The following is a 13,296-nucleotide window of genomic DNA, read 5'->3' as shown; positions in this document are numbered from 1 at the left end:
GCAGACATCTCCCTGTCAGTGGCGCGGCGTGTCAATGGATGTGCAAGCGCCGGCGCACATCGCGCAGGGCGAAGCTGACCCATGGCCAGAGCAAGGCACTGATGACCGCCGACCAGACCAGCGCCAGGGTCGGCAGGCGGTTGCCGGTCAGGGCGCTGAGCCACAACTGGATCAGCTGGGCGATGCCGAAGATCACCAGGATCACCAGGCTCTGTTGCCACAGCGGGAACATGCGCAGGCGCTGTTGCAACGACAGCACGAGGAACGTGATCAGGGTCAGGATCAGCGCATTTTGCCCCAGCAGCGTGCCGTACAGGACGTCTTCGGCCAGGCCAAGAATGAAGGCGGTGGTCATGCCGACCTTGTTCGGCACCGTCAGGGTCCAGAACGACACCAGCAGCGCCAGCCACATGGGCCGGAACACCTCGAGGAACTGCGGCATCGGCGAGACGCTGAGCAGCAGCCCCACGGCGAACGTCAGCCAGATGACCCAACCGTTGTTGCGGCGCGACTTGGCCATCATTGCCTCCGTGGTTGGGCGGGCGCCGCGGGGGTCGCGGCAGGGCTGGACGGTGTTGCGGCCGGGGTCGCCTGCGTTTGCCCCGCAGGCGCAGGCGTCGCCGGTCTGGCCGATTGGGCAGGCGCTGGCGCGGTGGCGGCTGGCTCGCCGGTGCTGCCCGGTTGCGCTTCGCCCTTGCGATCGGCCTCTTCCTGAGCCAGCGCCGCGTCAGTGGCACGCTGCTCGGGGCTGCGCCGATCGCTGAACACCAGCAGCATGTAGCGACTGCGATTGAGTGCAGCGGTCGGGATGGCCCGGACAATCGCAAAGGGTTGGCCGGAATCGTGAATCACTTCGTTGACCGTAGCCACCGGGTAGCCGGCCGGAAAACGCTGACCCATGCCCGAGCTCACCAGCAGGTCACCTTCCTTGATGTCGGCGGTGTCGGCGACATGACGCAGCTCGAGGCGCTCGGGGTTGCCGGTGCCGCTGGCAATGGCGCGCAGGCCGTTACGATTGACCTGCACAGGAATGCTGTGGGTCGTATCGGTCAGCAACAGCACGCGTGAGGTGTAGGGCATCAGCTCGACCACCTGGCCCATCAGGCCACGGGCATCGAGGACCGGCTGACCGAGAAAGACGCCATCGCGCTCGCCCTTGTTGATGAGGATGCGGTGGGTGAATGGATTGGGGTCGACCCCGATCAGCTCGGCGACCTCGACCTTCTCGTTGACCAGCGCCGAGGAATTGAGCAGTTCGCGCAGGCGCACGTTCTGCTCGGTCAGGGCTGCCAGCTTCTGCAGCCGCCCTTGCAGCAGCAAGGCTTCGGTCTTGAGTTTCTCGTTCTCGGCGATCAGCTCGGTACGGCTGCCGAACTGACCAGCCACGCCCTGCCACATGCGCTGCGGCAAGTCGGTGATCCAGTACGATTCCATCAACACCAGGCCCATCTGGCTGCGCACCGGTTTGAGGACGTCGAAACGCGCGTCGACCACCATCAAGGCGACCGACAGCACCACCAGTACGAGCAGGCGAACGCCCAGCGAAGGGCCCTTGGAGAAAAGCGGTTTAATGGGCCGTTCCTCGTGGACGACTCAGGAGGTCATTGGACATGGGACAACGCACCAGTCTGGTTGCGGGTTGACGGAAACGACGCCCTCGGGGACGCCAGCCCAGCGCTTACAGGTAGCACTGCGCGGGCTACCTGTAAACCGGGCATTCAGGGGCGGCGCGACTCACTCGCTGGAGAGCAGGTCCATCGCGTGCTTGTCCATCATCTCCAGGGCGCGACCGCCGCCACGGGCGACACAGGTCAGCGGGTCTTCGGCGACGATCACCGGCAGGCCGGTTTCCTGGGCCAGCAGCTTGTCGAGGTCACGCAGCAGGGCGCCACCACCGGTCAGCACCAAGCCACGCTCGGCGATGTCCGAGGCCAGCTCTGGCGGCGACTGCTCGAGGGCGCTCTTGACCGCCTGGACGATGGTCGCCAGGGATTCCTGCAGGGCTTCGAGCACTTCGTTGGAATTCAGGGTGAAGGCGCGTGGTACGCCTTCTGCCAGGTTGCGGCCGCGCACATCGACTTCGCGCACTTCGCCGCCTGGGTAGGCAGTACCGATTTCCTGCTTGATGCGCTCGGCGGTGGATTCGCCGATCAGGCTGCCGTAGTTGCGGCGCACGTAGGTGACGATGGCCTCGTCAAAGCGATCGCCGCCCACCCGTACGGATTCGGCGTAGACCACACCGTTCAGGGAGATCAGCGCGATCTCGGTGGTACCGCCACCGATATCCACGACCATCGAGCCACGGGCCTCCTCGACCGGCAGGCCGGCACCGATGGCGGCGGCCATCGGTTCTTCGATCAGGAACACTTCACGGGCACCGGCTCCCAGGGCCGACTCGCGAATGGCACGGCGCTCTACCTGGGTCGACTTGCACGGCACGCAGATCAGCACGCGTGGGCTGGGCTGCAGGAAGCTGTTTTCGTGAACTTTGTTGATGAAGTACTGCAACATTTTTTCACAAACGCTGAAGTCGGCGATCACGCCGTCCTTCATCGGACGAATGGCAGCAATGTTGCCAGGCGTACGGCCCAGCATGCGCTTGGCTTCGGTACCGACGGCGACGACGCTTTTCTGGTTGCCGTGGGTACGGATGGCAACAACCGAGGGCTCATTCAGGACGATACCGCGCTCACGCACGTAAATTAGGGTGTTGGCAGTCCCCAGGTCGATGGAAAGATCGCTGGAAAACATGCCACGCAGTTTCTTGAACATGGGAAAGTGACCCTGGGGAAAGCGTGGGTAAAAAAGTGCGGCAAACTCTAACAATGGCAGGGATTTTGGGCAAGGAGCCAATATGTTAAATTGGCTGTTTTTCCGAGCAAGCCAGCAGATGATCGCGGCCGTTGGACCGCCAAAATGCTGACATGTTCCTCACCCCGGACCTCATTCCGTTCTTTGTTTCCCCCTGGAGATCCCCATGGCGCTTGAACGCTGCGACGTGGAAAAGATCGCCCATCTGGCCCGCCTGGGCCTGAATGACGGCGAACTGCCACGCATTACCGATGCCCTCAACAGCATTCTCGGGCTGGTCGACCAGATGCAAGCGGTCGACACCAGCGGCATCGAGCCGCTCGCCCACCCCCTGGAGGCCAGCCAGCGCCTGCGTCCCGACCAGGTCACCGAAAGCAACCAGCGCGATGCCTATCAGGCCATCGCACCCTCGACCGAAAGCGGTCTGTACCTGGTTCCGAAAGTCATCGAGTAAGGGAAAGAGCCTGCCATGCATGAATTGACCCTGGCCGAGATCGCCCGCGGACTCGCCGACAAGTCGTTTTCCTCCGAAGAGCTGACCACCGCGCTGCTGGCGCGGGTCAAGCAACTCGACCCGCAGATCAACAGCTTCATCAGCGTCACCGAAGACCTGGCCTTGCAACAGGCGCGCGCCGCCGACAGCCGCCGCGCGGCCGGCGAAAGCGGTGCCCTGCTGGGCGCACCGATCGCCCACAAGGACCTGTTCTGCACCCTGGGCGTGCGCACCAGCTGCGGCTCGAAGATGCTCGACAACTTCAAGGCCCCGTATGACGCCACCGTGGTCAGCAAGCTGGCAGCCGCCGGCATGGTGACCCTGGGCAAGACCAACATGGACGAGTTCGCCATGGGTTCGGCCAACGAATCGAGCCACTACGGCGCGGTGAAGAATCCGTGGAACCTCGAGCACGTGCCCGGCGGTTCGTCCGGTGGCTCGGCGGCCGCCGTGGCCGCGCGCCTGTTGCCGGCCACCACTGGCACCGACACCGGCGGCTCGATCCGCCAGCCGGCCGCCTTGACCAACCTCACCGGCCTCAAGCCGACCTACGGCCGGGTATCGCGCTGGGGCATGATTGCCTATGCCTCCAGCCTCGACCAGGGCGGCCCGCTGGCTCGCACCGCCGAAGACTGCGCGCTGCTGCTGCAAGGCATGGCCGGCTTCGACAGCAAGGATTCGACCAGCATCGACGAACCGGTCGCCGACTACAGCGCCAGCCTCAATGGCTCGCTGCAAGGCCTGCGCATCGGCCTGCCGAAGGAATACTTCGGTGCTGGCCTCGATCCGCGTATCGCCGACCTGGTCCAGGCCAGCGTCAAGGAGCTGGAAAAGCTCGGCGCCGTGGTCAAGCCGATCAGCCTGCCGAACATGCAGCACGCGATTCCGGCCTACTACGTGATCGCGCCTGCCGAAGCGTCGTCGAACCTGTCGCGTTTCGACGGCGTGCGCTTCGGCTACCGCTGCGCAGAACCCAAGGACTTGACCGACCTGTACAAGCGTTCGCGTGGCGAAGGCTTCGGCAGCGAAGTGCAGCGCCGCATCATGGTCGGCACCTACGCCCTGTCGGCTGGCTACTACGACGCCTACTACGTCAAGGCCCAGCAGATCCGCCGCCTGATCAAGAACGACTTCATGGCCGCCTTTGCCGATGTCGACCTGATCCTTGGCCCAACCACGCCGAACCCGGCCTGGAAACTTGGGGCCAAGAGCAGCGACCCGGTCGCCGCCTACCTGGAAGACGTCTACACCATCACCGCCAACCTGGCGGGCCTGCCGGGCCTGTCGATGCCAGCCGGCTTCGTCGACGGCCTGCCGGTCGGCGTGCAACTGCTGGCCCCGTATTTCCAGGAAGGCCGCCTGCTCAACGTCGCGCACCGTTACCAGCAAGTCACCGACTGGCACACCCGCGCCCCTAACGGCTTCTGAGGAATTCACACATGCAATGGGAAGTTGTGATCGGGCTGGAGATTCATACCCAGCTGGCCACCCAGTCGAAGATCTTCTCCGGCAGCGCCACCACCTTCGGCGCCGAGCCGAACACCCAGGCCAGCCTGGTTGACCTGGGCATGCCTGGCGTACTGCCGGTGCTCAACCAGGAAGCCGTGCGCATGGCGTGCATGTTCGGTCTGGCGATCGACGCCGAGATCGGCAAGCGCAACGTGTTCGCGCGCAAGAACTACTTCTACCCCGACTTGCCCAAGGGCTACCAGATCAGCCAGATGGACCTGCCCATCGTTGGCAAGGGCCACCTGGACATCGCCCTGGAAGACGGCACCATCAAGCGCATCGGCGTCACCCGCGCGCACCTCGAAGAAGATGCTGGTAAAAGCCTGCACGAAGACTTCAGCGGCTCGACCGGCATCGACCTGAACCGCGCCGGCACGCCCCTGCTGGAAATCGTCTCCGAACCGGACATGCGCAGCGCCAAGGAAGCGGTGGCCTACGTCAAGGCGATCCACGCGCTGGTGCGTTACCTGGGCATCTGTGACGGCAACATGGCCGAAGGATCGCTGCGCTGCGACTGCAACGTGTCGATCCGCCCGAAAGGCCAGACCGAGTTCGGCACGCGCTGCGAAATCAAGAACGTCAACTCGTTCCGCTTCATCGAGCGCGCCATCAACAGCGAGATCCAGCGTCAGATCGACCTGATCGAGGACGGCGGCAAGGTGGTGCAGGAAACCCGCCTGTACGACCCGAACAAGGACGAGACCCGCTCCATGCGCAGCAAGGAGGAAGCCAACGACTACCGTTACTTCCCCGACCCCGACCTGCTGCCGGTGGTGATCGAGGACAGCTTCCTGGAAACCGTGCGTGCCGGCCTGCCTGAACTGCCGCCGCAGAAGGTCGAACGCTTCCAGCATCAGTACGGCCTGTCGGCCTACGACGCCAACGTGCTGGCCTCCAGCCGTGAGCAAGCCGACTACTTCGAAGACGTGGTGAAGAGCGGTGGCGACGCCAAGCTGGCCGCCAACTGGGTCATGGTCGAACTGGGCAGCCTGCTCAACAAGCTGGGTGTCGAGATCGACCAGGCGCCGGTCAGCGCTGCCCAGCTGGGCGGGATGCTGCTGCGCATTCGCGACAACACCATCAGCGGCAAGATCGCCAAGACTGTGTTCGAAGCCATGGCCGCCGGCGAAGGCGATGCCGACAGCATCATCGACAGCCGCGGCCTCAAACAGGTCACCGACACCGGGGCGATCGACAAGATGCTCGACGAAGTACTGGCGGCCAACGCCGAGCAGGTCGAGCAGTACCGCGCCGCCGACGAGGCCAAGCGCGGCAAGATGTTCGGCTTCTTCGTCGGCCAGGCCATGAAAGCCTCCAAAGGCAAAGCCAACCCTGGGCAGGTGAACCAACTGCTCAAAGCCAAGCTCGAAGGCTGACCTGAAAAAGCGCTGAGGGCCTGGCCCTCGATCGCAGGTGATTCGCCGCCAGCGCCCCTCGTGCGGGGGCGGCGGATCCACCGCGATGCCGCACAAGGAGAGCACCTGTTTTGCTGAAAAAACCCCTTGGCGCCGTGGCGCTGTTCTCTCTGCTGGCCGGCTGCGCCAGCCACGATATCGACCCCCGCGGTTACAACCAAACCGGCACCGCGTCCTATTACGGCTCGCGCCACCATGGCAAACGCACAGCCAGTGGCGAAGCATTCAACCAGCGGGGCCTGACCGCTGCCCATCGCAGCCTGCCCTTTGGAAGCCGCGTTCTGGTCACCAACCTTGCCAATGATCGTAGCGTGGTGGTGCGCATCAACGACCGTGGCCCGCATACCCGTAGCCGACTGATTGACCTGTCACGCGCTGCAGCGGAAAAAATCGGCATGCTGCGTAGCGGAACGGCGCGCGTGCGAGTACAAGGTTTGAGTGACTGATTTGACAGGAGCGTCACCATTTTCGATCTGGCCACCCTCCCCACCTTCAGCCTGCTGCAAATGGGCATCGCCCTGCTGTTGCTGGTCGCCGGCGCCGAATTGCTGGTGCGTGCAGCCCTGCGCCTGGCCCAGCGCCTGCACGTGCGGCCGCTGATCATCGGCTTGAGCCTGGTGGCCTTCGGCAGCACCGCGCCGCAACTGACGGTCAGCCTGCAGGCGGCGTACCAAGGCGCCCCGGATGTCGCCGTGGGCAGCGTGGTCGGCAGCAACATCTTCAACGTCCTGGTCATTCTCGGCCTTGCCGCACTGGTCATTCCGCTGCGCGTTTCGCGCCAACTGGTGCGCCTGGATATTCCCTTGATGATCGCTGCCAGTGTCCTGGTCTATGGCCTCTGCGCCAATGGCCATCTGGGGCGACTTGAAGGGCTCGTGCTGCTGCTTGGCCTTGGGGGATACCTGGGCATGCTGTGGCATCAATCGCGCCACTACGCGCGCACCTACCCTGCCCCGGATGCACAGGCGGCGCACGCTGGGCGGTTCTGGGCGGCGACGCTGTTGCAGGTGCTGTTCGGCCTGGTCTTGCTGAGCCTGGCCGGACACCTGTTGCTGGAGGCCGCGATCGAGGTGGCGACCGACCTGGGCCTGTCCGAACGGGTCATCGGCCTTACCGTGGTGGCCATTTGCACGTCGCTACCGGAACTCGCCGCCGCGCTGATCGCAGCGCTGCGCGGCGAGCGCGAGATCGCCGTGGGCACGGTGATCGGCAGCAACCTGTTCAACCTCCTGGCAGTACTGGGCCTGACCGCTGTGCTCACGCCCGAGCCGCTGAGCATTTCACCCAATGCCTTGGCCTTCGACCTGCCGGTGATGCTGGGCGTCGCCGCGTTGAGCTTGCCGGTGTTCTATTCCGGCTATCGCATCACACGCGTCGAGGGGCTGGTGTTTCTATGCCTGTATCTGGCCTACGGGCTGCACGTGGCAGCCTTCACCATGGGCATGCCACTGGCCGGGCGGCTGGAGCGGCTGATGCTGTTCTACGCACTGCCGGTGCTGGCGGCGGTAGTGCTGTTCACTACGCTGCGGGCGTGGCGGCGACAGCACTGACGCGCCGGGAGGGGGAAAGGGCCCGCGCTGCGGACGGGCCCGTGGGGTCAGCGTGCCTGGCGCGCTTTTTTCAGCTTGAACGCGCCCCACAGCACCAGGATCCACGCTGGAATCAGCATCACCGATATGCGGATGGGCGGCGTCAGGTACATCACCACCAGAATCAGCACGATGAACGCCAGGCACAGGTAGTTGGTCAATGGATGCCCCCAGCTCTGGTAGAACGGGGTAATGCCACGGGCCAGCTTGGCTTTGCGGAATTTCAGGTGGGTGATGCTGATGCTGGCCCAGTTGATCACCAGTGCCGACACAGCCAGCGCCATCAGCAGGCCGAACGCCTCGCCCGGCATCAGGTAGTTGATCAACACGCACAGGCCGGTGGCGAAAGCCGACACACCAAGGGCGGTCAATGGCACGCCACTGCGGCTGACCTTGAGCAGCTGACGCGGCGCGTCACCTTGGCTGGCCAGGCCAAACAGCATACGGCTGTTAGCGTACACGCAACTGTTGTACACCGACAGCGCTGCGGTCAGGACCACGATGTTGAGAATGGTGGCGACCAGGTCGCTGTCCAGTTCATGGAAGATCATCACGAACGGGCTACCGCCCTGCACGACTTTCTGCCACGGGTACAGCGACAGCAGCACTGCCAGTGCGCCGATGTAGAAGATCAGGATCCGGTAGACCACCTGGTTGGTCGCCTTGGGAATGCTCTGGCGCGGGTTGTCGGCTTCGGCGGCGGTGATGCCGACCAGCTCCAGGCCGCCGAACGAGAACATGATGACGGCCAGCGCCATGACCAAACCGCCGACCCCATTGGGGAAGAACCCACCGTATTGCCAAAGGTTGGCCACGCTGGCGTCAGGGCCGCCGTTGCCGCTGCTCAGCAACCAGGCACCGAAGCCAATCATGCTGACGATCGCCACGACCTTGACCAGGGCGAACCAGAATTCCATCTCGCCGTAGACCTTTACCTGGGTCAGGTTGATCAGGTTGATCGCCACGAAGAAGATCGCCGCCGTGGCCCAGGTGGGGAAGTCCGGCCACCAGTACTGCACATAGATGCCGACGGCGGTAAGTTCGGCCATGCCGACCAGCACGTACACCACCCAGTAGTTCCAGCCGGAGACGAACCCGGCGAACTCGCTCCAGTACTGGTGGGCGAAGTGGCTGAAACTGCCGGCGACCGGCTCCTCGACCACCATTTCACCCAGCTGGCGCATGATGAAAAAGGCCATCAGGCCGGCGATGGCGTAGCCCAGCAACACGGCCGGGCCGGCCAGCTGGATGGTCTGGGCGATGCCCAGGAACAAGCCGGTGCCGATGGCCCCGCCCAGCGCGATCAGCTGGATATGGCGATTCTTCAGCCCGCGCTGCAATCGCTCGGGCGTGCTCTGGTCTTGCATGAAGTGTCCTTAAGCTCAGTGAGGCCGTGTTATTGCTGTTGTGTGCAGACAAGGATCTAGATCCACCCGCCCCACTGCAAGATGAAAATACCAATGTTGGTGGTGATCGCCGCCATCAGCGTGGTGATCACGATGATCGACGCCGCCAGCTCATGGTTGCCATTGGCCGCACGGGCCATGACGTAGCTGGCAGCAGCGGTCGGGCTGCCGATGTACAGGAACAGGATACCCAGCTCGGCGCCACGAAAACCGCACAGCCAGGCCCCCAGGGTGCCGATCAGCGGCAGCCAGACCATCTTCACCAGGCTGGCATCGATGGCCAGCCGGCCACTGTCGCGCAAGGCCGAAAGCGACAGGGTGCCGCCGATGCAGATCAGCGCCAGCGGCAAGGTCATCTGCGCCAGGTAATCGCCAGAGGTCAGCAGCCAGTTGGGCAGCGCGACCTGGCCGTAGGCCATCGGCGTGGCCGCCAGCACACTGAGGATCAACGGGTTGCTGAAGATGCTCTTGCAGATGCTCCACGGGTCGGACTTCAAGTCCGGGCTGTAGACTGCCAGGACTACCGCCGACAGCGAGTTGTAGAGCAGGATGACCAAGCCTGCCAGCACCGCGCCCAGGGAGATGCCGTAGTCGCCATACAGGCTGGCGGCCAGGGCCAGGCCAATCACGCCGTTGTTACCGCGAAATGCGCCCTGGGTGTAGATGCCGCGCTCGGCCACCGGGCTGCGCCATATGGCCATGCCCCAGGCCACGGCGAAACCGATAAAGGTGGCGACGATGAAATAGAGAATGACCTTGGGCTGCACCGCAGTGGCCAGGTCGGCATGGTAGATACCCAGGAACAACAGCGCCGGCATGCACACGTTGAACACCAGCTGCGAGGCGACCCGGTTGAAGTTGTCGTCGATCAGGTGGATGCGTTTGAGCAGCACGCCCATGAACAGCATGGCGAACACCGGTGCCGTGATGTTCAAGGTCTGGATGAGTAGGGCGAGCATACGCAAGCGATCCTGCAGAGGTTGCCGTCAGGCGGCTAATGATACGCCAACGCGTCATGAAATGCGGGGATCTGCACAAGCCTGCAGCAAGTTCTTGCCGATAACGGCCTCTTCGTGAGCAGGCACGCTTGGATGAAAGCGCGCCTGCTCACGAAGCGCCTGGCGCAGGCTCAGCGGCGTACCGGTCGCTTCTGCAGCTTGCGTTGCAGGGTGCGGCGGTGCATGCCCAGCGCTCGCGCTGTGGCAGAAATATTGCCTTCGTGTTCGTTCAACACGCGCTGGATGTGCTCCCACTGCAGGCGGTCTACCGACATCGGGTTTTCCGGGACCAAGGTGTCCAGGTCGGCATGCTCGGACAGCAGTGCCGCCAGTACATCATCGGCATCGGCCGGCTTGCACAGGTAGTTGCACGCACCGCGCTTGACCGCTTCGACCGCCGTGGCGATGCTCGAGTAGCCGGTGAGGATCACCACGCGCATCTCCGGGTCCAGCGCCAGCAGCTTGGGCAGCAGCACCAGGCCCGAGTCACCTTCCATCTTCAGGTCCAGCGTGGCGTAGTCCGGCAGGTCCTGCTGGGCGAGGATCAGGCCCTCTTCAGCCGACCCTGCAGTGCTCACGCGAAAACCGCGGCGGCTCATGGCACGCGCCATGACCCGGGTAAAGGTGGCGTCATCGTCCACCAGCAGCAGGTGCGGCAGCTCTTCGCCTTCGACCTGGATTTCTTCGCTCATCATTCATCTCCTCGCGTGCCATGGGGCAGGCGCAGTTCGGTCAGGGTGCCACCCTGCTCATGACTATAGAGTTTTACCGAACCGCCCGCACGGGTCACGCTGGCCTTGCTCAAGAACAGGCCCAGGCCGAAGCCTTTGCCCTTGGTGGTAATGAAGGGTTTGCCGATCGCCTCGGCGATGGCCGGCGGTACGCCCGGGCCATGATCGCGGATGCTGATCAGGATGTCCTGGGCGTCCCAGTCGAGGGTCACCTGCAGGTCATCGGGGCAGGCGTCGGCCGCATTGTTCAGCAGGTTCAACAACGCCTGGGTCAGGTCCGGTGGCGGTGTCAGGCGCGGCACCTGGCCATCTCGCAGGCGCTGGAAGCGATAACTGGCTTCCGGGCGCATCAGGTGCCAGCGGTTCAACGCTTCGTCGAGCCAGGCGGTGACATCCTGCTCGACCACCGCCAGGCGCCGGTTGGCTTCGGCAGCGCGCACCAGCTGCTGCAGGGTTTCCTTGCACAACTTGACCTGGTCCTGAAGGATCTGCAGGTCTTCTTGCAACAACGGATCGGTATGGTCCTGGCGCATCTCGTTGAGCAGCACGCTCATGGTCGCCAACGGTGTGCCCAGTTCGTGGGCGGCGCCGGCGGCCTGAGTGGCGACGGCGAGCAGTTGTTCGTCGCGCAGGCTCTCTTCGCGCCGCTCGGCACGCAGTTGCTCCTGGCGCCGCAGTTCTTCGGCCATGCGCGCAGCAAAGAAGGTGATCACGGCCGCGGCCAAGGCGATACTCAGCCACATGCCATACACCTGCATCTTGTCGCGCGCCATGGGCAAGCCTTCGAGCGGGTAGAATTGCACCAGCAACAGACTGTAGGCGGTCAGGGCGATACCGGAGAGGATCAGCGAATAAAGCCAAGGCAAGGTCACCGCGGCGATCGCCAGCGGCACCAGGTAGTAGGAGACGAACGGGTTGGTGGAGCCGCCTGAGTAATACAGCAACGCGCTGTGAATCAACAGGTCGCAGGCCAATTGCAGGGCGTACTCGGTTTCGGTGACCGGCACCGACAGGCGCAGGCGCAGCGCGGTGAAAGCGCAGAGCAGCGACGACAGCGCCAGCGTCGCAGCCAGCGACAGCCAAGGCAGCGGCAGCAGGTCGGTCCAGTAGGCAACGCCCACCGAACCTGCCTGGGCGGCCAGTACCAGAACGCGAATGACAGTCAGGCGCCAGAGGTTCTGGCGGGTGGCGGACAGCGGTTGTGCGGCGGCGAGCATGCGCTCTCCCGATAAATGCAGCGAAAAAAATCGGCTGAAGTATACCCAAGCCTGGGCCTTGGCTGCAGCGATGCGGCAAAGCGCCACAGTTTGTCACAGGTTGCCGAGGCCAGGCGTGAACCCACTACACTGATCCCGGTCCTATAGGCCATGCGTGGAACGGACAGCCACACGCCACGCCCACTTTTGCCAAGGAGTTCTTCATGCATATGCCACGTCGCAGCGCCGCTCTGGTCCTTTCTTGCGGTCTGCTTGCCACCCTGCCGGCCCTGGCGGCCGACGAGCCGCGCTTCAACCAGGTATCGCTGCGCGCTGAAGTCAGCAAGGAAGTGGCGCGCGACCTGATGGTCGTGACCCTCTACAGCGAAGCGCAGAATACCGACCCGGGCAAGCTCGCCAAGCAGATCACCGAAACCATGAACAAGGCCGTGCAGCAAGCGCGCCAGGCCAAGGATGTGAAGATCAGCCAGGGCAGCCGTAACAGCTACCCGGTCTATGACACCAAAGGCCAGAAGATCACTGGCTGGCGCGAGCGCGCCGAACTGCGCCTGGAAAGCGCTGATTTCCCGGCCCTCTCGCAGCTCACTGCCGACCTGTTGCAGGACTTGAAGATGGGCGGCATGGACTTCTCCATCGCCCCGGCCACGCGCAAGGCCAGCGAAGACGAGCTGCTCAAGGACGCCGTCAACGCCTTCAAGGCCCGCGCGCAGCTGGCCACCGAAGCGCTCGGCGGCAGCGGCTACAAGGTGGTGAGCCTGAACCTCAATAGCTCCGGCTACCCTCGCCCGTACCTGCGCAGCGCGCCGATGGCAATGAAAGCGATGGGCGCTGACGAGGCGGCACCGGCGCCAGACATCGAGGCCGGCACCAGTGAAGTCAGCATGAATGCCGACGGCCTTATCGAAGTGCAGATGCCCTGAGGTCCGTAGGGCGTCGACCGCTTGTAGGTCGGCCCACCCCAGTGAGAGCGGCCCTGCCGGGCTGCTTTCACACACCATTGCAATAGAAAGTCAGACTCTTCCTACGCACAAATAAGGTGCGTCCTACACATTCCTCTCCCTCGAAATGTTCTGCAAAAAGCCATCATTTCGCCTGCGCAAACGTTCAACTTCAGAAAAAGTTACACG

13 protein-coding genes are annotated in these 13,296 nt (G+C 63.8%); 6 read left to right on the top strand and 7 right to left on the bottom strand.

What is annotated here, in order from left to right; all coding sequences use genetic code 11:
* Positions 1 to 31: 31 nt before the first annotated feature.
* The 3 genes from mreD to mreB form a co-directional block, all read right to left on the bottom strand.
* Entirely contained in the window at positions 32 to 520 is a 489-nt protein-coding gene (gene mreD, locus FS665_RS06605) for a rod shape-determining protein MreD (protein ID WP_145185187.1), read from the bottom strand.
* Complete coding sequence (gene mreC / locus FS665_RS06600) at positions 520 to 1,542, bottom strand: rod shape-determining protein MreC (RefSeq protein ID WP_371921243.1); 1,023 nt, start codon at positions 1,540 to 1,542, stop codon at positions 520 to 522. Before mreC ends, mreD begins: the two co-directional genes overlap by 1 nt.
* Positions 1,543 to 1,734: 192 nt before the next feature.
* On the bottom strand, positions 1,735 to 2,772 hold the full coding sequence (gene mreB / locus FS665_RS06595) for a rod shape-determining protein MreB (RefSeq protein ID WP_003255163.1): 1,038 nt from the start codon (positions 2,770 to 2,772) through the stop codon (positions 1,735 to 1,737).
* Between the two features lie 205 nt (positions 2,773 to 2,977).
* On the opposite strand from mreB, the gene gatC reads away from it, so the two are divergent.
* The 5 genes from gatC to FS665_RS06570 all read left to right on the top strand — a co-directional run bounded on the left by gatC (position 2,978) and on the right by FS665_RS06570 (position 7,778).
* A complete protein-coding gene (gene gatC / locus FS665_RS06590; protein WP_145185183.1) occupies positions 2,978 to 3,265 on the top strand; it encodes an Asp-tRNA(Asn)/Glu-tRNA(Gln) amidotransferase subunit GatC in 288 nt (95 codons plus the stop codon).
* Positions 3,266 to 3,280: 15 nt separating this feature from the next.
* Positions 3,281 to 4,732 (top strand): Asp-tRNA(Asn)/Glu-tRNA(Gln) amidotransferase subunit GatA, encoded by a 1,452-nt coding sequence (gatA, locus tag FS665_RS06585; RefSeq protein ID WP_145185181.1) that lies wholly within the window; start codon positions 3,281 to 3,283, stop codon positions 4,730 to 4,732.
* 11 nt (positions 4,733 to 4,743) lie between these two features.
* Positions 4,744 to 6,189, top strand: coding sequence for an Asp-tRNA(Asn)/Glu-tRNA(Gln) amidotransferase subunit GatB (gatB, locus tag FS665_RS06580; RefSeq protein WP_145185179.1), 1,446 nt, complete (start codon positions 4,744 to 4,746; stop codon positions 6,187 to 6,189).
* Positions 6,190 to 6,299: 110 nt separating this feature from the next.
* Entirely contained in the window at positions 6,300 to 6,674 is a 375-nt protein-coding gene (locus FS665_RS06575) for a septal ring lytic transglycosylase RlpA family protein (RefSeq protein ID WP_178108303.1), read from the top strand.
* 60 nt (positions 6,675 to 6,734) lie between these two features.
* Positions 6,735 to 7,778 (top strand): calcium/sodium antiporter, encoded by a 1,044-nt coding sequence (locus FS665_RS06570; RefSeq protein WP_145185177.1) that lies wholly within the window; start codon positions 6,735 to 6,737, stop codon positions 7,776 to 7,778.
* A 47-nt stretch (positions 7,779 to 7,825) separates the two neighbouring features.
* Here FS665_RS06570 and FS665_RS06565 read toward each other — a convergent pair whose 3' ends face one another.
* The 4 genes from FS665_RS06565 to FS665_RS06550 form a co-directional block, all read right to left on the bottom strand.
* The gene (locus FS665_RS06565; protein WP_145185175.1) at positions 7,826 to 9,184 is read right to left on the bottom strand and encodes an amino acid permease; all 1,359 of its coding nucleotides are present in this window, start codon (positions 9,182 to 9,184) and stop codon (positions 7,826 to 7,828) included.
* 56 nt (positions 9,185 to 9,240) lie between these two features.
* On the bottom strand, positions 9,241 to 10,182 hold the full coding sequence (locus FS665_RS06560) for an AEC family transporter (RefSeq protein WP_145185173.1): 942 nt from the start codon (positions 10,180 to 10,182) through the stop codon (positions 9,241 to 9,243).
* A gap of 170 nt (positions 10,183 to 10,352) precedes the next feature.
* A complete protein-coding gene (locus FS665_RS06555) occupies positions 10,353 to 10,913 on the bottom strand; it encodes a response regulator transcription factor (protein WP_145185171.1) in 561 nt (186 codons plus the stop codon).
* The gene (locus tag FS665_RS06550) at positions 10,913 to 12,169 is read right to left on the bottom strand and encodes an ATP-binding protein (protein ID WP_145185168.1); all 1,257 of its coding nucleotides are present in this window, start codon (positions 12,167 to 12,169) and stop codon (positions 10,913 to 10,915) included. Before FS665_RS06550 ends, FS665_RS06555 begins: the two co-directional genes overlap by 1 nt.
* Before the next feature lie 203 nt (positions 12,170 to 12,372).
* Here FS665_RS06550 and FS665_RS06545 point away from each other — a divergent pair, with 203 nt between their 5' ends.
* On the top strand, positions 12,373 to 13,089 hold the full coding sequence (locus FS665_RS06545) for an SIMPL domain-containing protein (RefSeq protein WP_145185166.1): 717 nt from the start codon (positions 12,373 to 12,375) through the stop codon (positions 13,087 to 13,089).
* The last annotated feature ends 207 nt before the right edge of the window (positions 13,090 to 13,296 follow it).

The organism is Pseudomonas sp. URMO17WK12:I11 (assembly GCF_007677725.1).
Classification (GTDB): domain Bacteria; phylum Pseudomonadota; class Gammaproteobacteria; order Pseudomonadales; family Pseudomonadaceae; genus Aquipseudomonas.
Note: the sequence above shows the minus strand (reverse complement) of the source record. Positions and strands in the feature narration are given on the sequence as shown.